The organism is Actinoplanes sp. NPDC051494 (assembly GCF_044454705.1).
Lineage (GTDB): Bacteria > Actinomycetota > Actinomycetes > Mycobacteriales > Micromonosporaceae > Actinoplanes.
On record NZ_JBITDZ010000001.1, the window covers coordinates 564,861 to 587,932 of the forward strand.

Here is a 23,072-nt window from a genome sequence, read left to right on the forward strand (position 1 = left end):
CATGCGCGGCCGACAATTTGCTTCCCCCGGGTTCGGCGTACAGAATGAAAGGGTTGAAATACCCGACGACAATGGCACCGCCATAGGGCACCGCCATAGGAGTGACCTCATCATGGCCAAGCAGGTAATCACCCTTCTCACCGACGACCTCGATGGCGGCGAGGCCGACCGTACGGTCGAGTTCGGACTGGACGGGGTGAACTACACGATCGACCTGTCGGAGAAGAACTCCGGCAAGCTGCGCAAGGCCCTGGACCCGTACCTGGCGGTGGCGACCCGCGTCGGCCGCAGCAGCGGTGTCGAGGCCCGCTCGGCGCGCCGTGGCGGCACGGTCAGCACCGGCCGCGCGACCCGCGACCAGAACCAGGCCATTCGCGAGTGGGCGGGCAAGAACGGCTACGAGGTCTCCGAGCGCGGTCGCATCCCGAGCTCGATCGTCGAGGCTTACCACAGCAAGCGCTGAATTCCCGGATTCGGACAAACGGCGTCGCCCCGCGTGGGGCGACGCCGTTTGTCTTTCACAGGTGGGGCAGGATTTTGTCCAGCCGGACCGGGAGGTCGCGGACACGGATCCCGGTCGCGTGCCAGATCGCGTTGACGATCGCGGCCGGGGAACCGACGATGCCGATCTCGCCGACGCCCTTGCTGCCCATCGGATTGAGATCGTCGTCCTGCTCGTCGAGCCAGTGCGCCTCGACGGATTCCACATCGGCGTGCACCGGGATGTGGTATTCGGCCAGATCATGGTTGACCCAGTCACCGGTGGCCGGGTCCATGACGCCCTCTTCGTGCAGCGCCATTCCCAGGCCCATCGTCATGCCGCCGATGAATTGGCTCCGGGCGGTCCGCGGGTTCAGGATGCGGCCGGCCGCGTACACCCCGAGCAGCCGGGTGACCCGGACCTCGCCGGTCACCGCGTCGACGCGGACCTCGGCGAAATGCGCCCCGTAGGCGTGCTTGCCGTCGGTCTCCTGTTTCTTCACGAGTTCGGTGCTGTCGAACGTGACCTCGGAACCGCCGGTGCGCCGCAGTTCACGGCAGGCTCCGGTGACCGCCCACCCCCAGGACGCGCTGCCCGAGGAACCCCCGGCGACCGACGCTCTCGGCAGCGTGCTGTCGCCGAGCAGGACCCGGACCCGGTCCACCGGCAGGTCCAGCTCGTCGGCGGCGATCTGGGTGAGGATGGTACGAGCGCCGGTGCCGATGTCCGCGGCGGCGATGGCCACCTCGGCGGAGCCGTCCGTGAGCGTCCGCACCCGGGCGACCGACGGCTGCACCATCGCCGGATAGGTGGCCCCGGCGACACCGGTGCCGATCCACCAGTCACCCTCGCGCCGTAGCCGGGGCCGCTGCTCCCGGCCTTCCCAGCCGAACCGCCGCGCACCCTCGCGCAGGCACTCGACGTAGTGCCGGCTGCTGAACGGCTTGCCCGACTCGGGTTCGGCGTCCGGCTCGTTGCGGACCCGCAGCTCGATCGGGTCCATGCCGAGCTTCTCGGCCAGTTCGTCCATCGCGCATTCCAGCCCGACCATCCCGGGCGCCTCGCCGGGCGCGCGCATCCACCGCGGGGTGGGCACGTCCAGGCGGACGAGGCGGTGCGAGGTGAACCGGTTGGCGGCGGCGTACATGTGCCGGGTGACGACCGTGGTCTGTTCGGCGTACTCGTAGATCCGCGACGTCTGCTCCACCGACTCGTGCCCGATGGCGGTCAGCCGGCCGTCGGGCTCCGCGCCGAGCCGCAGTCGCTGCAGCGTCGGGGTGCGGTAGCCGACCATGCTGAACAGCGCCGAGCGGGGCAGGACCAGCTTGACCGGGCGGCCGACGACCTTCGCGGCCATCGCGGCGAGCACCGCGTTGGGACGGGCGCTGCCTTTCGACCCGAAGCCGCCGCCGACGTGCTCGGCGATGACGTGCACCCGATCCGGGGTGAGACCGAAGATCGGGCCCATGGTCGCCGCTACGCCGGACGAGTGCTGGGTGGAGTCGTACAGGATGAGGTCGTCGCCCTCCCAGAGCGCGATCGTCGCGTGCGGTTCCATGGGGTTGTTGTGCAGGGCGGGTGTCGCATACCGCACGTCGATGGTGACCGGTGCGCTGTTGAACGCGGTGTTGAAGTCTCCGCGTTCACTGACCGCCGGGAAGTCCGGGTTGACGGTCTCCGGGGTGTACAGGTCCGGGTGGTCAACGGCGAGTTGAGCATCGTGCGGTTCCACATCTATGTCCAGCTGCATCACTTGAGCGGCACGCCGGGCCGCTTCCAGGGTGCGGGCCACCACCAGCGCCACCACCTGGCCGCGATAGCTGATCCGCTCGGACTGCAGCACCGCCAGCTCGGGATCCGCGGCCGCCGCGATCTCCGGCGCGTTGCCGTGCCACAGCACCGCGAGCATGTCGTCGTCCTCGGTGGTCGGATCGACGACCACCGAGCGCAGCGTGCCGCGGGCCACCGGCGACTGCACCACCCAGGCGTACGTGACGTCCTCGACCGGGAACTCCGCCGCGTAGCGCGCCTCGCCGGTGACCTTCGCCGGCCCCTCGACCCGGCCCAGCGGCCGGCCCACCGACCGCTCCACGATGCTGGTCATGACGCCAGTCCTTCCAGGGTGGAGGCGACCATGTTGCGGATCAGGGTCACCTTGAACGCGTTGTCCCGCAACGGAACCGCGGCGGCCAGCTCCACGTCGGCCGCCGCCAGGAAGGACTCGCGGGTGGCCGGGCGGCCACGCAGGGCGCGCTCGGCGTCGTACGCCCGCCAGGGTTTGTGGGCGACCGCCCCGAAGGCCAGCCGGACGTCGCGCACGACGCCGTCCCCGACCTCGAGCGCCGCCGCCACCGAGCCGACGGCAAAGGCATAAGAGGCACGATCACGAGCTTTCCGGTACGTGGAAACGCGCGCGATCTCCGCGAACGGCACCTCCACGGCGGTGATCAACTCGCCCTGCCGCAGCACGGTGTCCAGATGCGGGGTGTCGCCGGGCAGCCGGTGCAGCTCGGTCACCGGCACCTCGCGGTCCCCGTCCGGACCGGTGATCAGCACGACCGCGTCCAGCGCGGCGAGCGCGACCGCCATGTCCGACGGATGGGTCGCGACACAGTGCTCGGAGGCCCCGAGGATCGCCAGGTTGCGATGGTCGCCGTCGCGCGCCGGGCAGCCCGACCCGGGATCGCGCTTGTTGCACGCCTTCGTCATGTCGGTGAAGTACCGGCACCGCGTCCGTTGCAGCAGGTTGCCGCCCGTGGTGGCCATGTTGCGCAGCTGCCCGGACGCGCCGTTGAGCAGCGCCTCGCTCAGCACCGGGAAGTTCCGGCGCACGACCGGATGGGCGGCCAGGTCACTGTTGCGCACACCGGCACCGATCCGCAGGCCCCCGCCGGGCAGTTCGGTGACGTCGCGCAACGGCAGCCGGTTGATGTCGACCAGCACGTCCGGTGTCGCGACACCCAGCTTCATCAGGTCGACCAGATTGGTGCCCCCGGCCAGGAACACCGCGCCCTCGGTGCAGGCGCCGACCGCGGACCGGACATCGGTGACGGGGGTGTACTCGAAGGTCTTCATCGGGCGTCCGCGATGGCCGGGACGATGTTCGCGTAGGCACCGCAGCGGCACAGGTTGCCGCTCATCCGCTCCCGGATCTGCCTGTCGACGTCGTCGTCCGGGACCGCGCTCGGCCAGCCCTGCTTCATCTCGTCGAGCATCCCGACCGCGGAACAGATCTGCCCCGGCGTGCAGTAACCGCACTGGAACCCGTCGTGCTCCAGGAACGCCCGCTGGACCGGATGCTCCGCCAGCCCTTCGATCGTGGTGACATCGGCGTCCTGCTGACTGACCGCCAGCACCAGGCAGCTGTTGACCCGGCGCCCGTCCAGCAGCACCGTGCAGGCGCCGCACTGGCCGTGGTCGCAGCCCTTCTTCGCGCCGGTGAGATGCAGGTGCTCGCGCAGGGCGTCCAGCAGAGTGGTCCGCGGATCCAGGTCGAGGGCATGCTCGACCCCGTTGACGACGAGGTTCATGACCGTTTCGTACCCGGGCCCAAAGGGTTCAATCCCGGACCTACGGGTACGCGGGAAGCATGCGAGTGGTGATCGTCGGAGCAACCGGAAACGCCGGCACGGCCCTGCTGCGCCGGCTACGCAACGAACCCGGGATCGAGCTCGCCGGTGTCGTCCGGCGAGTTCCCCCGGCGACAACCCAGCCCTACGACACGGTGGACTGGCATTCCTGCGACATAGCCGCCCCCGGCGCGGCGACCCGGCTCACGGAGCTGTTCCACGGTGCGGACGCGGTGGTCCACCTCGCCTGGCAGATCCAGCCCAGCCACGACCAGCGCCGCCTGTTCGAGACCAACGTGCTCGGCAGCCGGGCGGTCATCGAGGGCACCCTGCGCGCCGGGGTGCCCACGCTGGTGTTCGCCTCGTCGGTCGGCGTGTACTCCCCCGGCCCCAAGAACGCCTACGTGACCGAGGACTTCCCGCGCGCGGGGGTGCCCGGTTCCTCGTACAGCCGGCACAAGGTCCTGGTCGAGAACCTCCTCGACCGCGTCGAATCGGACCACCCGATGCTGCGCGTGGTCCGCGTCCGCCCCGGCCTGATCTTCCAGCGCGACGTCGGCACCGAGATCGCCCGCTACTTCGCGGGCCCGCTGCTCCCGGCCCGGCTGCTGCGCTACGGCCGGATCCCGCTGATCCCCTCCCACCCCGGCCTGCGGGTCCAGGCGGTGCACGCGGACGACCTCGCCGACGCGTACGCGCGAATGCTGCACTCCGACGTCCGGGGCGCCTTCAACGTGGCCGCGGGCCCGGTGCTGGACCCGTCGGTGGCCGCGCGCACGTTCCACGGCCACGAGGTCCGCGTCCCGGGGGCGCTGCTGCGCGGCGCGGCGGACGCGAGCTGGACGCTGCGCCTGCAACCGGTCGACGTGGGCTGGGTGAAGCTGGGTCTGAAGGCCCCGCTGATGTCCTGCGACCGGGTCTCCGCCGAGCTCGGCTGGCGTCCCCTGACCGACGCGGTCCACGCGCTGAAGGAACTCGTCGCGGGCATGGCCTACCGCGCCCACACGGAGAGCCCCCCGCTCACCGACGATCCCACCCGCCCCGGACGCCTCGGCGGCGTCCTCCGCGGCCGTCTGCCCGGCACGGGTGATCCGTACTGAGGCGCATCCGGCGGATCACGGCGAGCCGAGACGTGGTCCAGGTTTCACGTCGCGGAAGCTGGGCCTCGTCGCACGCCGCCGCGATCCGCCGGATGCGCCCTAAGGCAGGTTGCTCAGGACGACCCGTTCGGAGGTCAGCAGGTAGTCGCGCAGCGTCTCGGCGGCCCGGTGGGCGTCACCGGCTTCGTACAGCGTGGTGATGTCGTCGTTGAGCTGGACGAACGGGCGGTGCAGGGCCTCCGGGTCGGGGGCCGCGACGAACGCCAGCCGGAGCTCGGCGGTGAGCTGGCGCATCCAGCCGTCCAGGCGCGGGCTGCCGGCCAGCGCCACGATCTGCTCGTGAAAATGCATGTTGGCGGTGCCGACCGCACGCCAGTCCCCGGCCTCGGCCGCCCGGCCCGCCTCCTCGACGGCCGCCCGCAGGCCCGCCGCCCGGGGCGGATCGGTGGGAGCCTGACCGAGCGCGGTGCACTCGAGCAACGCCCGGACCCGGTAGATGTCGGCGATCTGAGCCGGGCTCAGCGAGGCGACGAAGACGCCCCGGTGCGGCTGCCGGACCAGCAGGCCTTCCTCGACGAGCGTGGAGAACGCTTCCCGCAACGTGTTGCGCGAGACGCCCAGCGGCCCGGTCAACGAGGTCTCGGACAGCCGGCTGCCCGGTGCCAGCTCGCCATTGATCATCGAGTTGCGCAGCTGTTCCACGGCCCGTGCGGCGGAGCCCGGCTTCTCCACGGTCGTCACGCCCCCAGTCAACCAGTCCCGCTCCCCGCCCGACCCGCCACCCCGCACCCCGCCGTGCCATCCCCGCCGCGCCGCGCCCCGCACCTCGCCGCACCCCGCGCCACGCCTCGCCGCACCCCGCGCCACGCCCCGCCGCACCGCACCCCGCCGCACCCCGCACCCCGCCGCACCGCACCCCGCACCCCGCACCCCGCACAGCACCCCGCACCCCGCACCCCGCCGCACCGCACCCCGCCGCACCGCACCCCGCCGCACCGCACCCCGCGCCACGCCGCGCCGCACCCCGCGCCACGCCGCGCCGCATCACCCCGCCGCACCCCGCACCCCGCCGCACCGCACCACCCCGCCGCACCGCACCACCCCGCCGCACCGCACCACCCCGCCGCGCCGCACCACCCCGCGCCGCACCACCCCGCGCCGCACCACCCCGCGCCGCACCACCCCGCGCCTCCGGGCATCTCCACCCAGAAAGAACGTTCGTTCTTCCTACGCGACAGCCCGGACATCCGGACCCGGTCACGCCGGCGCGATCGTGAAGCGCAGCCGGGCGCCGGGCCGGGCCTGGGCCGCCCGGTCGGCCGACGCCGGGGTCAGCACGGCGATGACCGGGTAGCCACCGGTCACCGGATGGTCGGCCTGGAAGATGATCGGCTTGCCGTCCGGGGGCACCTGCACCGAGCCGCGGACCACCCCCTCGCTCGGCAGTTCCCCGGTGCGCGCCCGGGTCAGTTCCGGCCCGTCGAGCCGCAGCCCGACCGAGTCGCTGGCCGGTGTCACCACGAACTCGGCGTTGAGCAGCGCCGCGATCGCCGCCGCGGTGAACCAGTCGTCGCGCGGCCCGAGATCGAGTTCCAACGGCCCGTCCTCGGCCACCGGCGAGGAGACCAGGGCAGCGGGCAGACCGGCCGGCGGGCCGATCGGCAGGACGTCGCCGACCGGCAAGACGTCGCCGACCGCGGGCCGGGCCGGGCCGACGCCCGCGATCCGGTCGGTGGAGCGGGACCCGAGCACCGGTGGCACGTCGAAACCGCCCCGCACGGCGAGGTAGCTGCGCAGCCCCCGCTTCGGCATGGAAACCGCGACCGCGACCCCGGCCGGGATCGCGACGACCTCCTCCACCCCGGCCGGGACCCCATCCACCACGAGGACCGCGTCGGTCCCGGTCAGCACGGCCACCGCCGGTTCCGAGAACGAGACCCGCAGGCCACCGAGGGTGCATTCCAGCACGGCGGTCCCCGGCGGGTTGCCGGCCAGGGCGTTGGCCCGGGCGTACGCCGTCCGGTCCACCGCCCCGGACACCGGCACCCCCAGGTGGGCGTGCCCGGGCCGGCCGCCGTCCTTGAGCACGGTGAGCGGGCCGGTGCGTACGATCCGCATGCTCACCCCGGCACCGCCGTGAACGTCACGCGGGCGCCGGGCACGAGCAGTGCCGGTTCGGGCCGGTCCAGGTCCCACATCGTCGACGTGGTGCTGCCGATCAACTGCCAGCCTCCCGGGCTGTCGTGGGGGTAGACGCCGGAGAAGCGCCCGGCCAGCCCCACCGAGCCGGCCGGGATCCGGGTGCGCGGGGAGCCGCGCCGGGGCACGTCCAGTCTCGGGTCTCCCCCGGTCAGGTAGCCGAAGCCGGGCGCGAACCCGGCGAACGCGACCGTCCACCGCGAACCCGTGTGCATGGTGACCACGTCGTCGGTGCTGACACCCAGGTGCGCCGCGACCTCGGACAGGTCCGGGCCGTCGTAGACGACCGGGATCTCGACGCTTCCCTCGTACGCGTGCCCGGGCCCCGCCGAGCGCAATGCCGAGGTGGCCGCACGGACCTGGGCCGCCGAGGTGATCGCCGGGTCGAAGCGGATGAGAACGGTCCGGGCCGCCGGCACCAGGTCGGTGACACCCGGCAGCCCGGCGGAGCTCAGGGCCGCGTACAGCGCGAGCGCCCCGTCGAGGTCGCCGACCTCGGCGAGCACCGCCTCCCGCCCGCAGCGCAGGAACGTGGTCACGCGCCGGCCCCGGCGAAAGCGGTGATGGGTACGCCCGCGGCGGTCAAGGTGTCGTGCACGGCGCGAGCCATCGCGACGGCCCCGGGTGAGTCGCCGTGCACGCAGATCGAGTCCGCCTCGATCTTGATCACCGAGCCGTCGACGGCGACCAGGGTGCGGTCGGTGACCAGGCGCAGCATCCGTTCGGCGACCTCGGCCGGGTCGTGCAGCAGCGCGCCCGGTTCGCGGCGGGACACCAGCGTGCCCTCCGGGGTGTAGCCCCGGTCGGCGAACGCCTCGCGCACGGCCCGCAGCCCGGCCTCCTCGGCGAGGCGCAGGAACGCCGAGCCGGGCAGACCGAGCACCGGCAGGTCGGGGTCGTAGCGCCGGACCGCCTCGACCACGGCCGCCGCCTGCTGCTCGTGGTGCACGATCGTGTTGTAGAGCGCGCCGTGCGGTTTGAGGTACAGCACCCGGTCGCCGGCCGCCCGGGCCAGCCCGTCGAGCGCCCCGAGCTGGTACAGCACGTCGGCGATCAAGTCGTCGGTCTCGTAGTCGATGAACCGGCGCCCGAACCCGGCCAGGTCGCGATAGCCCACCTGTGCCCCGATCGACACGCCGTTTTCAACAGCTTGTTCACACGTGGCCAGCAACGTCCGTGGGTCACCCGCGTGGAAACCACACGCGATGTTGGTACTGCTGACGATGGCGAGCATCGCGTCGTCGTCACCGAGCCGCCACGCGCCGAAACCCTCGCCGAGATCGCTGTTGAGGTCCATCGGGTTCTCCTTACCCAGCCAGGTAGTCGAAGATCGTGCGCGCCGAAACGACCCCCATGTACCAGGTCAACGCCGCGACCAGCGCTCCGAGCACGAGCAGCCACGTCGAGTATCGGTAACCGCGCAGCAGCTCTCGCCGGAGCCATGCCGCGTACAACAGGATGGTGAATCCGATCGGCAGGATGAGCCCGTTGAAGCCGCCGGCGAAGACCAGCAGCGCCGACGGCGCGGTGCCGAGCAGCAGGTAGATCACCGTCGAGACGGCGATGAACGCGACCGTGCCCCAGGATCGGGCGCGGGGCTCGGCCAGGCGGGCCGAGAAGGCCGAGAAGAACGACACCGAGGTGTACGCGGCACCGATGACCGACGTGATCGCCGCCGCCCACAGCACCACGCCGAACGCGCGCTGACCGAACTCCCCGGCCGCTGACGCGAACGCCTGGGCGGTGGCGTTGCCGCTGGTGTCGAGCGCGACGCCGCCGGAGACCACGCCGAGGATGGCGAGGAACAGCAGGAAGCGCATGAGCCCGGTGACGGCGATGCCGGTGAGCGCACCGCGGGTGACCTCCCGGACGTGTTCCGGCCCGGTGGTGCCGCTGTCCAGCAGCCGGTGGGCGCCGGAATAGGTGATGTACCCGCCGACCGTCCCGCCGATGATCGTGGTGATCGCCGCGAAGTCGATCGTGTCCGGCACCACCGCCTGGGTGAGCGCCGCCCCGACCGGCGGGCCGGACACGATCGCGACGTACAGCGTCAGCGCGATCATCAGCAGGCCGAGCACGATGAGCAGCCGGTCCATCGCGAGCCCGGCCCGCTTGATCACGAAGATCGAGACGGCCAGCACCGCGCTGATCAGGCCGCCGGTCTTGGGAGGGAGCCCGAGCGCGGCGTCGAGGCCGAGACCCGAGCCCGCCACGTTGCCGATGTTGAACACCAGGCCGCCGACGATGACCAGCGCTGCCAGCAGGTATCCGGCTCCGGGGACGACCGCGTTCGCGATCTCGTGGGCGCGCTTGCCGCTGATCGAGATGATGCGCCAGATGTTCATCTGGACCACGAAGTCCACCAGGATCGACATCAGGATGCCGAACGCGAACGCGGCGCCCAGCTTCGCGGTGAACGTGGTCGTCTGGGTGATGAAACCGGGCCCGATGGCGCTGGTGGCCATCAGGAAGATCGCGCCGATGAGCGCGGTGCGGCGGGTGCTGCTAGGAGCGGTGGCGGTCGTGTCCGTCGTCGGCATGGGGCTCTCCTAGATCGTTTTTTGTCGATGGGAGGAGCACCCCTGACGCTAGGGATTGTTGAACGATCCCACAAGAGTTGTTCAACAATCTGCGGTTAACGGTACGTAAAAACCGCCTGCCACACGCTCGTGCGCCGCATCGGCACGCTCTCCAGCGCCTCGTTCACCGGGACGTCGTACGCCTCACGCAGCACCATCCCCTCGACCGGCAGATAGGCCCGGCCGGGGTCGCCGACCAGCACCAACGCACCCCGCCCGGCGGCCCTGCGCAGGAACGGGAGCACCTTGCCCGCCATCTCCCGGCTGTAGAAGACATCGCCGGCCAGGATCACGCCGGCTTCGTCGTACCCCCGGTCGAGAAGGTCTTCCTCGCTCAGCGTGACCCGGACGCGGTTGGCCCCGGCGTTGGCCTGCGTCGCCGCCAGCGAGAGCGGGTCGATGTCGTTGGCGGTCACCGACCGGGCCCCGGCCTTCGCCGCGGCGATCGCGACCAGGCCCGACCCGGTCGCCAGATCGAGCACGTCCCGGCCCTCGACCAGCTCCGGATGGTCCAGCACATGACGGGCCAGGGCCTGCCCGCCGGCCCAGGCGAACGCCCAGAACGGCGGCGGCTGCTCGGCACCGGCGGCCTCGGTGCGTTCCCAGAGCTCGATCGGCTCCTCGGCCTGGTGCAGGACCAGCTCGGGAACGAAGGGTACGGGCGCGACCCGGGTGTTCTCGCGGACGAACTCGGTGGCAGTGGACACCCCGTCGATTCTGCTCAGTTGCCGCGGCGAGGAACCGATCAGGGTGGCGTCGCCGCACGAGCCCGGGGAAGGGGATCCGATGCCGACAAGGCTGGCCGCTGCCCTTTTCGGCGGCTGGATGGTCGTGCTCGGCGCGCTCTTCACCGTCGGGACGGCCTGGCAGGCCCCCGCCCGGGTCCTCGCCTGTGCCGCCACGCTGGCCGTCATCGGCCTCGGCATCCGGCGGCACCGCCCCGACCGGCTCGGACCCTGGCAGCTGCTGGCCGGCACCGTCGCGGTGTCCACGGCCGGCTCGCTCGCGTTCACCGCCGGCTCGGTGCCCCTGCTGCACGGCGCCGGCGTCGCACTGCTGCTGGCCGTCTTCGCCATGCTGGGCGCCGCCCTGCTGCTGTTCACCCGGCACCGCGGCAGCGGCCACCGGGACCGCGGTGGACTGCTCGACGCGCTCACCCTGACCTCCGGCGTCGCGCTGCTCGCCTGGACGTTCGTGATCGGGCCGCACGTCCGCGAACCCGGCCTGGCCACCGGTGACCGCTGGCTGTCCGTGGTCTTCCCGCTCTGCGGCCTGGCCTGCCTCGCCGCGCTCGCCCGGCTGCTGATCAGCCCCGGCCGCCGCCCGATCGCCGCCGCCTGGCTCGGCGCCGGCGTGCTCACGATGCTGCTCTCGGACATCGCCTACAACCTGCCCTCGCTGGAGGATCAGGCCGGCACGCTCGCCGGGTTGGGCCGCATCTCGTTCCTCACCGCCGCGGGCCTCGCCGCGCTCGATCCCACCATGACCGGGCTCACCAAGCCCGCCCTGGTCGCCCCGAAAGAACTCGGCCGGGTCCGGCTCGCCCTGCTCGCCCTGGCGTCCCTGATGGCCCCCGCGGTGCTGATCATCCAGGTCGGCATCGACGGCGAGGTGCCCGACCTGACCGTCGTCGCCGCCCTCAGCGCCCTGACGTTCGTGCTGGTCCTGGCCCGGCTGGCCGGTGTCATGGCCAGCAACCGGCTGGCCGTCACCCGCGAGCGCGGCCTGCGCCAGGCCTCGGCTGCCCTGGTCTCCGCGTCCGACTCCGACGAGGTCGCCGAAGCCGTCCGGCAGGCCGTCGCCTCCCTGCTGCCCGCCGACACCCCGCACCGGGTGGTCCTCGCGATGGCGTTCAACGCCCCCGACGAACCGGCCACCCCGGAAGCCGCCGCCCAGAGCGCCCACGACCGGGTCGCCGGCACCGCCGCCCGGCTGGTCTCCGTCCGCGAGATCGACTGGGCCGTCGCCGTGCGGCTCAACCAGTTCCCGATGGTGCTGCGCTGCCCGCTGGTGCTCGCCGACCGTCCGGCCGGCGACCCGCTTGTCGGCATCCTGCATGTCGGCGCCCCCACCTGGGCCCTGCTCGACCTGCAACAGGCCCTCGAGGTGCTCGCCACCCAGGTCGCGCTCGCCCTGGAACGGATCGCGCTCAGCCAGGAGGTCATCCGCCGCAACAGCGAGGCCTACTTCCGTACGCTCGTCATGAACACCTCCGACGTCATCCTCATCGTCGACGACGAGAACCGGGTCCGGTACGCCAGCCCGTCCGCCGTCCACGTGCTCGGCGCCGACCCCGCGGGCGTGCTGCTGCCCGACCTCATCCACCCCGGCGACCGGCAGCGGCTGGCCGAGGTGCTCGGGGCGATCCGGATCGGCGACACCCCGGCCGAAGGACTCGACTTCCGGGCGGTGGGCCGGCGGCGTACCGAGGTAATGCTCGAGATGCACTGCCGTGACCTGCGCACCGACCCGACCGTCGCCGGCATGGTGGTCACCCTGCGCGACGTCACCGAGCGCCGCCGCCTCGAACGCGAACTGATCCACCAGGCGTTCCACGACTCGCTCACCGGCCTGGCCAACCGGGTCCTGTTCGCCGACCGGCTGCAGCACGCGCTGGCCCGCGGCGCCCGCGACGGCTCGGTGGTCGGCGTCCTGTTCATCGACCTCGACGACTTCAAGATCGTCAACGACACACTCGGCCACGCCGTCGGCGACCAGCTGCTCATCGCGGTCGCCGAACGCATCTCCGCCGCCCTGCGCGCCGACGACACCGCGGCCCGCCTCGGCGGCGACGAGTTCGCCGCGCTCGTCGAGAACGTCCAGGACCCCGGCGCGGTCGAGGAGACCGCCGAACGGATCCTGGCCGCGCTCGCCCCGCCGATCATCGTCGACGGCCAGACCCTGCAGGCGAACGCGAGCGTCGGCATCACCACCACCCCCGAGGCGGACACCGCCGACGAACTCCTGCGCCAGGCCGACCTCGCCCTGTACGTCGCCAAGGGGGCCGGCAAGAATCGCTGGCGGCGATACCAGAACCACCTGCACAGCGCGATGGTCGAACGCCTCGAACTGCGCTCGGCACTGGACCACGCGGTCAACGAGGGCCATTTCCTGCTCCAATACCAGCCCATCGTCAAACTCAACGGCGACGAGGCGGTCGGCTTCGAGGCCCTGGTCCGCTGGCACCACCCGACCCGCGGCGTCATCGCCCCCGACCAGTTCATCGAGGTCGCGGAAGAAAGCGGACTCATCGTGCCCATGGGCCGCTGGGTCCTGGACCAGGCCCTGCACACGGTCGCCCAATGGTGGCGCATCCTGCCCCGGGTCCGCCGCCCCTACGTGAGCGTCAACGTCTCGGTCCGCCAATTCCGCCAGCAAGGATTCGTGGAACAGGTCCGGGCCTCCCTCGAATACGCCGGCGTCCCGCCGCAGGCCCTCATGCTGGAGATCACCGAAACCCTCCTCATGGGCGACGACGAGAAGATCTGGACCGACCTGGCCGCGCTGCGCGACATGGGCATCAAGATCGCGATCGACGATTTCGGTACGGGATACTCGTCGCTCGGCTACCTCCGCCAGCGCCCCATCGACGTCCTCAAAATCGACAAGATGTTCATCGACGACATGCTCGGTGACACTCAGCAGCTGGCCCTGGTCAGCGGCATCGTCAGCCTCGCCCAGTCGCTGGGTCTCACGGTGGTGGCCGAGGGCATCGAGGACGCGGCCCACAAACGCGTCCTCACCCGCCTGGGCTGCCCGCTGGGTCAGGGCTACTACTATTCCGAGCCCCTGGACCCGACCGAAGCCCTGACCTGGCTACGCACCCCCCAGCCGGTAGCAGCCTGACCCCATCGCGGGTCACACCGCCAGGTCGCCGATCTCGCAGACCTGGACGACGCTGACCGGGCAGGTCCAGAAAGCCCGGCCGCCCTCTTCCATGGGCGCGAGCGGGTGAGCGGCAGGATGGTGGGGGCAGGGCGGCCAGTTCGTAGGCCGGCCCAGCATCCAGAGCGCTTCCACCGCCCACTCCTGCACCTGGTCGGCCACCTCAGCGACCTGCACGGACCGCGCCTGACCCAGAGTGACGGCGACCCCCATGCCGCTGCCGTCCGAGGCATAGAGCATGACGCCGGCGGTCCCCGGCGCTCCGGCCCACGGCTCGTCCCGGACCTCAGGCAGCACCCCACTCAGCCCGCCGAGGTCATGCAGAACCGGTCCCAGAGCCGCAACGAGGTCACCGTCCACGCACCCCATCATCCGCCCCACGATCACTTAAATTCCTCCCGCGACAGTTCCTCCACGGCCGTTGCCTCAACATTTTGTTGAAAATAATATGTTGATGTGTCAGTATTGAAGCCATGCCAGACATCTTTGCTCGACCCGACCCGGCAGCGCAGCGGGTGGAGCGGTCGTTCCGGGCGTTGACGCATCTTTCCGAGCGCCATGCCGGCAGCCCTGAGCTTCGGCAGCGGCAGACCCACCCCACCGCGGCTTCGCCCGAGGAGGTGCTGCGGTTGGTGACCGGGCTGGTCGGCGGATCGATCGTGGCCGCTCCGCACGAGGAAGCCGTCGATCGGAGTGATCTTGTTGCCGCGCTCACGCTGCTGCCCAGCGCCCGGGCCGACCTGAACGCGATCGAACTCGATCTGATCACCGCGTCACGCAGCCGGGGGATGACCTGGCAGGACATCGCCTTCGGTCTCGGGCTCAACACGCCGCAGGCAGCCAAGCAGCGCTATGAGCGGCTGGAAGCACGGTCCGGGGAGGAGGATGGGGTGTGACCACTTTCATCCTTGTGCCCGGCGCGTGGCATGGCGGCTGGTGGTATCAGCCGGTGGTGGACGCGCTCGTGGCGGACGGCCATGAGGCGCACGCGCTGACCCCGGCGGGCCTCGGTCCCGATGACGACCTGCGGGAGATGGTCGTCAATCTGGACACGCACATCGACGAGACCGTGGCCGCGGTCGAGCGGGCCACCAACGGGCCGGCCAGCGACGGGCTGGCCAGCGACGAGCGGGTCGTCCTGGTCGGGCACAGCTACGGCGGGTTCCTCATCACCGCGGCCGCCGATCGGCTGCCGGAGCGGGTGGCGGCGCTGGTGCATCTGGACACCGATGTTCCCGATGACGGTGACTCGACGTGGAGCATGACGACCGTCGCGAACCGGCAGTCGTACATCGACGGGGTCGGGGGTGACGGGTTGGGTATTGCTCCGCTGCCGTTCTTCGACGAGCGGGCCCGGCCGCACCCGCTGGCCACGCTGGTGCAGCGGATCCGGCTCACCGGGGCATGGAAGCGGGTGCCGGTCAAGCTGTATGCCGCGGCCACCGAGACGCCCGGCGGGCTGCAGGCCCCGGTGACGATGGAGAAGCTGCGCGACGATCCGGCCTGGCACTACGAGGAATGGCCGACCCGGCACAACGTTCTGCACGACGGTCCGCGGCGGGTGCTCGAATTCCTCGGCCGGGCTTGACCTCGGCCGGGCTTGACCGCGGCCGGGCTTGACCGCGGCCGGGCTTGACCGCGGTCACACTTCTCCGGCCAGGCACGATTGGCCGGAGAACCGCAGCAGCCGGTAACGCTCTGGAGACCTACAGCGGTAGCAGGTCGCGGAGGCCGAAACCGTCTTCCACGGTCGCGTCCGGCTGGGGGTGACCGGCCGGGTCCTCCCCGGTGGTGCGGCGGGAGCGGAACAGGATCGCCGCGCCCGCGTCGGCCCGGCGGGCGCAGGCGACGTCGCGGCGGTAGCTGTCACCGACGAACCAGCAGGATCCGGTGGGGACGTTCAGTTCGCGGGCCGCGTACCAGATCATTTCGGGGTTGGGTTTGCGGACGCCGGCCTCGTCGCTGTAGATCTGCGTGCTGAACAGGGTGCCGACGCCCGCCCGGGTGAGGAAGTCGCGGTGGGCCGCGCCGCAGATGGTGTTGCTGACCACCGCCATGGGCAGGCCGGCGGCCCGGGCCGCGCGCAACGCCTCGGGGATGCCCGGGCGCAGCTCCCAGGTCGGTTTCCAGGCCACGTCATAGCTGAGCTTGCTCGCGTTCCGGCGCACCGCCTCGCGAGCCGGGGCCGGCCAGGACGGCGTGATGAAGCGGGCCCAGACCTCCTCGTGGCCGAGCTCGGCCGGTTCGTCCAGGTCTCTCCAGGCCGCGTACGCCGCCAGCCCCGTGGTCAGCGACCGGCCGATCTCGCCCGGGGTGAGGGTGCCCTCGGCGAGGTTGTGGAGCCGGAGCACCAGCGCCGGGGTCGCCGGGTCGTCGGTGGGGTCGGCCGCCTCGACGAGGACGCCGCCGAAGTCGAGCAGCAGGGCGGCCGGGGCCGGGACGGCGGTCATCGGGTGCCCAGGGTCCAGGCGCGGACGCCGCCGACGATGCCCGCCGTGTTCGGCACCACCACCACCTCGTCGCCCATCCGGGCCAGCTGCGCCGGGGTGATCAGGCGGGAGTTGCCGCCGCCGAGGTAGATGCGGTCCCACAGGAAGACCGGGCGCAGGCCCTCGACGACGTTGCGGACCCGGCGGGACCAGAGCGCGTCGCCGAGCCGGCGGCGTTCGTGCTCGCCGATGTAGGTGTCGTAGCTCATGCCCCAGCGCACCGGGGCCTGGGAGAGCTCCAGGTGCGGAGCGAGCTCACCGCCGTCGAACAGCGCGGCGCCGAGGCCGGTCCCGAGCGTCAGCACGAGTTCGCAGCCGGTGCCCGCGACCACGCCGGCGCCGTGCACCTCGGCGTCGTTGAGCACGAGGGTGGGCAGGCCGAACGCCTCGGCCAGCGCGGTGCGGGCGTCGAAGCCGAACCAGGCGTCCTGCAGCTCCGGGTCGATCTTGGTGCGGGGGCCGCTGCGGGTGATGTAGTGCGGGGTCGCCACGACCACGCCGTGGCGCAGCATGCCCGGCATGCCGACGGTCACCCGGTCCGCGGTCGGCAACCGCTCCCCCAGCGCAACCAGGGTCTTCACGAACAGGTCAGGGGGCAACGGGTACGGCGTCGGCACCCGCAAGGGCTGCGCGCGCATCGTGCCCGCCTCGTCCAGGACGGACCCCTTGATGCCGCCGCCACCGCAATCGATCGTCAACGTGAATGCCACGCCTAGAGTGTGCCAGCTGCCCCTGGGGCAGGTCAGAAGCGGGCGAAGGAGCGGATCGGCATCCGCGGGCCGAACTTGGGCGCGGTGATCCCGCCGGCGGCCAGTAGGTCGCAGACCCGGCCCCGGTGGCCCGCGAACGGCTCGAGCAGGGTGAGCATCCGGGCGTCGGTGCCGCGGGGTTCACCGGCGAGCGCCCAGGCCACCGTGTTGGGGATGTGGAAGTCGCCGACGCTGACCGCGTCCGGGTCGCCGTAGGTGGTGCGCACCACCTCGGCGGCGGTCCACGGACCGATCCCGGGGATGGCGGTCAGCCGGCGGGTCGCCTCGGCGCTGTCCGCGCAGCGTTCCAGCCGGGCCGCCTGGGCCGCGCCGCGCAACAGGGCCTGGGTGCGCCGTTGCTCGACGCCGAACGGGTGGAACACCCAGTAGGCGGTGGCCGCGACCGCTTCCGGGTCCGGGGGCAGCAGCAGGCCGTCCGGGCCGGGTGCGGGCTCGCCGAAGTGCTTGACCAGGGCCCGGTAGGCACGGTGCGCTTCGATACCGGTGACTTTCTGCTCGAGGACCGCCCGGATCAGGCGGGGGAAGAGCAGGCCGGTGGCCGGATAGCGTACCCCCGCGAAGGTTTTGGCCAGCCGCGCGACCAGCGGATGTGCGGCGGCCAGGCCGGGGAAGTCGCCGAGGTCGTCGCGGAGCCCGGCGATCGCGTCGGCGCGCTCGGCGAGCCAGCCGGCGCCGGGTCCGTGCGTGGTCGCGGTCAGTTCCGCGCCCGCTCTGTCCAGCTGCAAGGACCCAGGACCATCGGGGGTACGGGCGGTGAGGCGGAAGTGGTTGCCGTCCAACCGGCCGCAGGGGTCGTGACGGACCACGAGCAGACTGCGCAGGGTACGGGTGAATTGGTACCCCTCGGGCAGGTCCAGCCGCCTGACCAGCGTCTTCGTCACCCGGGCCACTATACGTATCTTCCGCGCGCATGCCGATGGCCCTGACCGCGCTCCCGGTCAGGGCCATCGGAGTGGGTTGGCGGAGACCCGAGTCGGTCCGCGTCACCCGGTTGGCGGAGCTGGAAGCTCGATCCGAGCCGGTCCCGCGCCTCCTTTCGTCAGCCGTTTCCGTGCTCGAACCGCCTGCCGCTGGTGTCGTCCGCAGGGGGATGGACGACGTCCGGTCACCGATGGGGGGTCCCCCGCTTGTGGCGGGGTTCGGGATTCCGGTGCGGCAAGGGCTCCGTACCTAGCTAGTTGTTGTTGTTGCCACCGTTGTTGTTGCCGCCGCCGACCTCGACCCGGACCGCGTCGAACGCGGGGGTCTCGTTGGCGCGCTGCATCATCGGGATACGGTGCGAACCGTCACCGGCCCAGGAGGCGCACTGGAAGGTGCCCTCGTTCGGCAGGCCGGGGACCTGGATGGAGACGACGTCGGGAGCCGCACCGCCCTTGCCGTCCTCGGTCGCGACGAAGAACGCGGGGACCGGAGCCGGGTCCGGAGCCTCGGTGGTGCTGCCCAGGACGCGGCAGGCGGTGTGGAAGTGACCGCGGACGAGACCGTTCTGCAGCACGGAGGACTCGACGTAGTAGCCACCCTGGCCGGCCGCGAGGAAGCGGTCACGGATCAGGTTGCGGGTACTCACCTGGAGGGTGAACGCCTCGTTGACGCCGACGTTGGTCGGGGCCTGGGTGATCAGCAGCGACGGGTTGTTCTCGGCGACGCCGACCTCACCGAACTCGGTGGAGACACAGCGGTTGCCGTTCTGGAAACCGTCGTGCGGCTCCAGCTGGCTGTCGTCGCAGCTGTTGGCGAGGATGCCGAGGCCGGCGCCGGGCGGCGGGGTCGCGGGGGTCGTGGCCTGGCCACCACCGTTGTTGCCACCGCCGTTGTTGTTGCCACCGCCGTTGTTGCCACCGCCGTTGTTGCCACCGGTGTTGCCGCCGCCTGCAGCCGTGCTGGCCGACGCCACGGGGCTCGCGGAGGCGCCACCGTTGTTGTTGCCACCGCCGTTGTTGCCACCGTTGTTGTTGCCGCCGCCGTTGTTGTTGTTCATCCAGTTGCGGCACCGGGTGCGCAGCGTCTCGGTGCTGGCGACGTCACCGGCACCGTCGTCCGCGTGCTGGGTCACCTTGCCCTTGTTGGTGGTGTAGGTGCCCTTCTTCGTCTCGGTGGAGAGCTGCGACTTCTTCGGCGCCTGGATGTTGTTGCAAGCGGCCAGAGCGCGCTGCTGGTTCCGGCTCTTCGTGCTCGCGTCCGACACCTGTGTGACGGTGACGATGCTGCCGAAAGCAACCACCGTGGCTACCGCGGCGATGATCCGGCGCCGACCGGTGAACCATGCGGGGAACCTGGATTCGCGCCGGTAGTGCGACCTTCGCATTTGCTGACACCTTTCTGTGTCCACACGTGACGGGCGGCGGAGCCGCCGGGGTGATGCCTACGACCCGGCCGAATGGCCCGGTCGCGAACTGATTTGGAGAACTAACGCGTCCGGAAGATGCGCATCGTGGTGACCACGCCGGCCACGAGGGCCCCGGCAAGGACGAGCAGGATGACCGACGTGCTCACTCCGGGCACGCCGCCCGAGCTGCTCGCCGCCACCAGCATCGCGTTGTCGACCGGCACCGGGCCGGCACCCGTCGCCGCCGCCGGCGCGGGTGCCGTCGGCAGGGAGCCGTACTCGACGATCCCGCTGCTCTCCAGCAGGGTCATGTGCGTCATCACGAACTGGTTGGCCTGCTGGGCCAGCTTGCGGACCGAGTCGTTGCGGGTGCTGGCCCGGATCGTCGCGATCGCCGGGAAGATCTTGCCGTGCGCCGCCCGCAGCCGATCGATGTAGACCTGATCGAACTGCTTGCTGGTGGGCGCGGCGTCCATCTCGTCCAGCCAGCCCTGCTGGTCCGGGTTCGGCAGGTTCGGCAGCTGGATGCCCAGCTTCTTGGCGACCGCGAGGTCCAGCTTGTCCAGCGCGACGTGCTGGGCGGAGATCGTGGATCCGATCTTCTTCACCGTATCGTCGTCGGACTTCTCCTGGGCCATGTTGCCGGCCGGGATCTCCCAGAGCCCGGCGAGCCGGACCTTGATGACGAAGTCCTTGTCGGCGGCGGAGACCGAGCCCGCACCGTCGTCGGTGAGACCGGTGTTCGGCGGAACCGGAACACCATCAGCGGCCCTGGCGATGCCGGCCGGAGCCAGCAGGAACGCGAGGGTCGTTGCCAGTACGCCCACAAGCCAGCGCTGCGACCGGCGAGAGGAGCGGGCGGCAATCATCTTTCACACCTCCGACAACGGTTTGGGGAATCGATTCCGGCGAATCATGTCGACGCCGGAAACGCTAGAAGCAGTTCGTGCGGTGTCGCAATGGAACAAGGCTCCGGCCGAGCCGAATTAAAGAGAACTTATGGCCCGGTCAGTAGCTGTAGTCGGAACCGGCGTCGGCGTCCGCGGGACCACTGGTGGCGTCAGCGGTGGGCTCTTCCTCTTCCTCCTCCGCCGGCGGCGCGACGGCCTTCGACGGCGGGGGGAGGCAGGTGAGGTTCTTCTTGCCCTCGGGGGTGATCACGAACCAGGCCGAGGCGACGTTCTGGCCCTTCCACTGGCCCGGCTCCTTGTCACCGATGTAGGTGTAGAGCGGCCACTTGTCGAGGGTCAGCTGCAGCGAGCCGTCCTCGCGCTCCACGGTGCCGACGAGCTTCGCGTCGACGCCCTCGAGCTTCGGGGTCTCACCCTTGTTGATGAGCGCCGCCGGCCAGATCTTCTCGCAGTCGCCCTTGCAGTTGGAGACCACCTCGGGCTTGGTCTTGTCCTTGTCGAACCGGTACAGCACGAAGCCGTCCTGGTTCTGGACGGTCTCGCCCATCTTCTTCACCGAGGCGGCGGTGAGCTCGCTGGTGACCTCGTCCTCGCTCAGTTCAGGAGCGTCGGAGTCGTCCTCGCCCTCAGCCTCGGCGCCCGCCGTGGCGTCCGGGGACGCCGTCGCGCCGGGGGTGGCCGCGACCGCGTTGGCCGCGGGCTCGGCACCGTAGTCGGCACTGTCCGTGGCGCCGTCCTGGCCATAGCCCGCCGGGGCGCAACCGGGCAGCGCGAACGCCGCCGCGATCGCAGCGCTGACGACGATCATCTTTCGCTTCACCGGTACCACGAGAGCCTGCCCTCCACTTTGATCATTCATCTCCGTGTTCGGCCAGTAGTACGGCGGCGGGGCCGCCGGGGTTGAACATTGACCGGATCAATTTCCCAGAATTTTCTTTGAACCCTTCAGCCCCACGATCCGTAAATGACGGACCCCATTGGCGTTTCGTCGCTACGCGTGACGACGCCATTTCTTTGGGTACAAAAAAGCCCGGCCGCAATGAAGCGGCCGGGCTTTGCTGTCGAAAGGGTCAGACGCGGACGAGCGTCTTCGTCGCACCGTCGGCGGAGACTTCCTCCACCAGGACGTTGGCGATCTCCGAACGTGACAGTGCCGTGACGGCCTGCAGCATCAGTGGCTTCGGCTGAGCGTTCGTGCCCCAGCCCTTCTCGCCCACGTTCCAGGTGGAGAGCACCTCGGTGCTGCCGTTGGTGCGCACCGCGACCAGCCGGCAGACCCGCGGGCCGTCGATGTTGGACACCGCGAAGGAGATCTGGGTGCCCCAGTCCTTGGGCTGATAGGCGACCTCGGCCTTCACCCCGGTACGCGGGTCCTCGGCGCCGACCAGCTCGCCGACCAGATCCGCGCCACCGATGCCGATGCCCTCACCGGTGTTGGGCAGCGGGTCCAGCTCGCCGCTCGAACGCTGCACGGTGGTCGCCGGGGCCTGCTCCGATCCGAACCACTGCCCACCGGCGAAGAGCGCGCCGATCGACAGCATCGCGAAGACGACGACCGCGGCGGCCAGCGAGTAGAGCCGGCGGCTGTTGGCCTTGCGCCGCTCCTTCTTGACCTCGCCGATCATCTGCTTGAGGACGAGGCCGTCCTTGCGCGACTGCTCGGTCGCCACCAGCGCGTCGGCGTCGACATCACTGAGGATGTCCACCACCGGCAGCAGCGACTCCAGCTCGATCGCACACGCCGGGCAGTCGATCAGATGATCCTCGAACCGCTCGGCGTCACGCTCGTCGAGAACACCGAGCGCGTACGCGGCGACATCGAAGTGCTGTTCCTGTGTCATTACTCCGTCACCCCCCGCTGCTGCAGAGCCGTACGCAGGGCCCGCAGGGCGTAATACACCCGCGACTTCGCCGTGCCGAGAGGCAGGCCGAGCACGTCGGCGGCCTCCGGGACGGTCCGGCCACGGAAGTAGGTCTCGACCAGGATCTCACGGTGCGACTGGCTGAGCGTCTTCAGCGCGTCGGTCACCGTCATCAGCTGGAGCACCCGGTCGGTGTCGTCCGCGGTGCTGGGGAAACTCTCCAGCTCCCGGTCGTACGTCTCCGGGGGCCGGGCGGTCACGCTGCGGTGATCGTCGATCGCGATCCGCCGGGCCACCGTGACCAGCCAGGGCCGCAACGACTGCTGGCCCTGCGCCCCGAGGCGGTGCGCGTTGCGCCACGCCCGCAGGAGCGTCTCCTGGACGATGTCCTCGGCCCGCTGGCGGTCACCGCCGGTGAGCCGGAGGACGAACATCAGCAAGGGCCCCGCGTGCTCCTCGTAGAGCATCCGAACGAGGGTGTCCTCGTGACTCGCGGTCGCGGACCCGGCCTCATGGCGGGCCTGTCGCGGCATCACCGGTACATCACTCTCCGCACTACGGCCTCCGTCGAGTGCCCGCCACCGGCCTCCGGAACGCTGCTGCGTCATGACGCGCACCTCGTCCGGTGCTGGTCGCTCCATGACCGTCGCATGCATCGATTCCTCCTGCCGGTGCTTTCCCCGTCGCCCCTAGTACGGGCGGCGAGGCCCGCGGGGATCAAAGCCGACGGGAAAATTTCCGGGCGATGCGGAGGCGCGGGAGCATGGACGCGCAGTCGCAAGAGGTTCCTCCGGTTCGAGGCGCGTAAGGGCACGCCCGTTGACCCGCACAACGCGGGATCTCGGGACGCGCATCAGGGGGCGCAACATCCATGGAAACCGATATGGTTCCAGGGGCACGC

24 protein-coding genes are annotated in these 23,072 nt (G+C 71.0%); 6 read left to right on the forward strand and 18 right to left on the reverse strand.

Annotated elements, in window-relative coordinates; all coding sequences use genetic code 11:
* Positions 1-112: 112 nt before the first annotated feature.
* On the forward strand, positions 113-463 hold the full coding sequence (locus ACIA6A_RS02530) for an Lsr2 family protein (protein WP_396095614.1): 351 nt from the start codon (positions 113-115) through the stop codon (positions 461-463).
* Positions 464-518: 55 nt separating this feature from the next.
* Here the strand turns inward: ACIA6A_RS02530 and ACIA6A_RS02535 are convergent, their stop codons facing one another.
* The 3 genes from ACIA6A_RS02535 to ACIA6A_RS02545 are packed head-to-tail and all read right to left on the reverse strand — an operon-like array spanning position 519 to position 4,011.
* A complete protein-coding gene (locus tag ACIA6A_RS02535) occupies positions 519-2,585 on the reverse strand; it encodes a xanthine dehydrogenase family protein molybdopterin-binding subunit (RefSeq protein ID WP_396095615.1) in 2,067 nt (688 codons plus the stop codon).
* Complete coding sequence (locus ACIA6A_RS02540) at positions 2,582-3,556, reverse strand: FAD binding domain-containing protein (RefSeq protein WP_396095616.1); 975 nt, start codon at positions 3,554-3,556, stop codon at positions 2,582-2,584. Before ACIA6A_RS02540 ends, ACIA6A_RS02535 begins: the two co-directional genes overlap by 4 nt.
* Entirely contained in the window at positions 3,553-4,011 is a 459-nt protein-coding gene (locus tag ACIA6A_RS02545; RefSeq protein ID WP_396095617.1) for a 2Fe-2S iron-sulfur cluster-binding protein, read from the reverse strand. Before ACIA6A_RS02545 ends, ACIA6A_RS02540 begins: the two co-directional genes overlap by 4 nt.
* Before the next feature lie 59 nt (positions 4,012-4,070).
* Here ACIA6A_RS02545 and ACIA6A_RS02550 point away from each other — a divergent pair, with 59 nt between their 5' ends.
* The gene (locus ACIA6A_RS02550) at positions 4,071-5,150 is read left to right on the forward strand and encodes an NAD-dependent epimerase/dehydratase family protein (RefSeq protein ID WP_396095618.1); all 1,080 of its coding nucleotides are present in this window, start codon (positions 4,071-4,073) and stop codon (positions 5,148-5,150) included.
* 99 nt (positions 5,151-5,249) lie between these two features.
* Here the strand turns inward: ACIA6A_RS02550 and ACIA6A_RS02555 are convergent, their stop codons facing one another.
* Complete coding sequence (locus ACIA6A_RS02555) at positions 5,250-5,852, reverse strand: GntR family transcriptional regulator (RefSeq protein ID WP_396095619.1); 603 nt, start codon at positions 5,850-5,852, stop codon at positions 5,250-5,252.
* On the opposite strand from ACIA6A_RS02555, the gene ACIA6A_RS02560 reads away from it, so the two are divergent.
* Positions 5,836-6,504 (forward strand): hypothetical protein, encoded by a 669-nt coding sequence (locus ACIA6A_RS02560; RefSeq protein WP_396095620.1) that lies wholly within the window; start codon positions 5,836-5,838, stop codon positions 6,502-6,504. The genes ACIA6A_RS02555 and ACIA6A_RS02560 overlap by 17 nt on opposite strands.
* Here ACIA6A_RS02560 and ACIA6A_RS02565 read toward each other — a convergent pair.
* The 5 genes from ACIA6A_RS02565 to ACIA6A_RS02585 all read right to left on the reverse strand — a co-directional run bounded on the left by ACIA6A_RS02565 (position 6,408) and on the right by ACIA6A_RS02585 (position 10,635).
* Complete coding sequence (locus ACIA6A_RS02565; protein WP_396096428.1) at positions 6,408-7,268, reverse strand: biotin-dependent carboxyltransferase family protein; 861 nt, start codon at positions 7,266-7,268, stop codon at positions 6,408-6,410. The genes ACIA6A_RS02560 and ACIA6A_RS02565 overlap by 97 nt on opposite strands.
* A gap of 2 nt (positions 7,269-7,270) precedes the next feature.
* Positions 7,271-7,888, reverse strand: coding sequence for an allophanate hydrolase subunit 1 (locus ACIA6A_RS02570; RefSeq protein ID WP_396095621.1), 618 nt, complete (start codon positions 7,886-7,888; stop codon positions 7,271-7,273).
* Positions 7,885-8,646: a LamB/YcsF family protein gene (locus ACIA6A_RS02575; protein WP_396095622.1), complete on the reverse strand. Its 762-nt coding sequence runs from the start codon at positions 8,644-8,646 to the stop codon at positions 7,885-7,887. The genes ACIA6A_RS02570 and ACIA6A_RS02575 overlap by 4 nt, the downstream gene beginning before the upstream one ends.
* A gap of 10 nt (positions 8,647-8,656) precedes the next feature.
* Complete coding sequence (locus tag ACIA6A_RS02580; protein WP_396095623.1) at positions 8,657-9,889, reverse strand: NRAMP family divalent metal transporter; 1,233 nt, start codon at positions 9,887-9,889, stop codon at positions 8,657-8,659.
* Positions 9,890-9,984: 95 nt separating this feature from the next.
* Entirely contained in the window at positions 9,985-10,635 is a 651-nt protein-coding gene (locus tag ACIA6A_RS02585) for a class I SAM-dependent methyltransferase (protein WP_396095624.1), read from the reverse strand.
* A gap of 79 nt (positions 10,636-10,714) precedes the next feature.
* On the opposite strand from ACIA6A_RS02585, the gene ACIA6A_RS02590 reads away from it, so the two are divergent.
* Positions 10,715-13,774 carry a putative bifunctional diguanylate cyclase/phosphodiesterase gene (locus tag ACIA6A_RS02590; RefSeq protein ID WP_396095625.1) on the forward strand — a complete coding sequence of 1,020 codons (3,060 nt, stop codon included), beginning with the start codon at positions 10,715-10,717 and terminating at the stop codon, positions 13,772-13,774.
* A gap of 12 nt (positions 13,775-13,786) precedes the next feature.
* Here ACIA6A_RS02590 and ACIA6A_RS02595 read toward each other — a convergent pair whose 3' ends face one another.
* A complete protein-coding gene (locus tag ACIA6A_RS02595; protein WP_396095626.1) occupies positions 13,787-14,173 on the reverse strand; it encodes a hypothetical protein in 387 nt (128 codons plus the stop codon).
* Between the two features lie 113 nt (positions 14,174-14,286).
* Between ACIA6A_RS02595 and ACIA6A_RS02600 the strand changes: the two genes are divergently transcribed.
* A complete protein-coding gene (locus tag ACIA6A_RS02600) occupies positions 14,287-14,709 on the forward strand; it encodes a DNA-binding protein (RefSeq protein WP_396095627.1) in 423 nt (140 codons plus the stop codon).
* Positions 14,706-15,401: an alpha/beta hydrolase gene (locus tag ACIA6A_RS02605; RefSeq protein WP_396095628.1), complete on the forward strand. Its 696-nt coding sequence runs from the start codon at positions 14,706-14,708 to the stop codon at positions 15,399-15,401. The genes ACIA6A_RS02600 and ACIA6A_RS02605 overlap by 4 nt, the downstream gene beginning before the upstream one ends.
* 118 nt (positions 15,402-15,519) lie before the next feature.
* Here ACIA6A_RS02605 and ACIA6A_RS02610 read toward each other — a convergent pair whose 3' ends face one another.
* From ACIA6A_RS02610 to ACIA6A_RS02645, 8 genes are all read right to left on the reverse strand, one after another.
* On the reverse strand, positions 15,520-16,263 hold the full coding sequence (locus ACIA6A_RS02610) for an HAD family hydrolase (protein ID WP_396095629.1): 744 nt from the start codon (positions 16,261-16,263) through the stop codon (positions 15,520-15,522).
* Positions 16,260-17,012 (reverse strand): ROK family protein, encoded by a 753-nt coding sequence (locus ACIA6A_RS02615; protein WP_396095630.1) that lies wholly within the window; start codon positions 17,010-17,012, stop codon positions 16,260-16,262. The genes ACIA6A_RS02610 and ACIA6A_RS02615 overlap by 4 nt, the downstream gene beginning before the upstream one ends.
* 32 nt (positions 17,013-17,044) lie before the next feature.
* Positions 17,045-17,953, reverse strand: a complete 909-nt coding sequence (locus ACIA6A_RS02620; protein ID WP_396095631.1) for a DNA-3-methyladenine glycosylase family protein — start codon at positions 17,951-17,953, stop codon at positions 17,045-17,047.
* Between the two features lie 293 nt (positions 17,954-18,246).
* Complete coding sequence (locus tag ACIA6A_RS02625) at positions 18,247-19,377, reverse strand: Pecanex-like protein 1 (RefSeq protein ID WP_396095632.1); 1,131 nt, start codon at positions 19,375-19,377, stop codon at positions 18,247-18,249.
* A 101-nt stretch (positions 19,378-19,478) separates the two neighbouring features.
* Positions 19,479-20,225 (reverse strand): DUF4142 domain-containing protein, encoded by a 747-nt coding sequence (locus ACIA6A_RS02630; protein WP_396095633.1) that lies wholly within the window; start codon positions 20,223-20,225, stop codon positions 19,479-19,481.
* A 181-nt stretch (positions 20,226-20,406) separates the two neighbouring features.
* On the reverse strand, positions 20,407-21,129 hold the full coding sequence (locus ACIA6A_RS02635; RefSeq protein WP_396095634.1) for a hypothetical protein: 723 nt from the start codon (positions 21,127-21,129) through the stop codon (positions 20,407-20,409).
* A gap of 250 nt (positions 21,130-21,379) precedes the next feature.
* Complete coding sequence (locus ACIA6A_RS02640) at positions 21,380-22,150, reverse strand: anti-sigma factor family protein (protein WP_396095635.1); 771 nt, start codon at positions 22,148-22,150, stop codon at positions 21,380-21,382.
* Positions 22,150-22,827: a sigma-70 family RNA polymerase sigma factor gene (locus tag ACIA6A_RS02645; protein WP_396095636.1), complete on the reverse strand. Its 678-nt coding sequence runs from the start codon at positions 22,825-22,827 to the stop codon at positions 22,150-22,152. Before ACIA6A_RS02645 ends, ACIA6A_RS02640 begins: the two co-directional genes overlap by 1 nt.
* Positions 22,828-23,072: the final 245 nt, after the last annotated feature.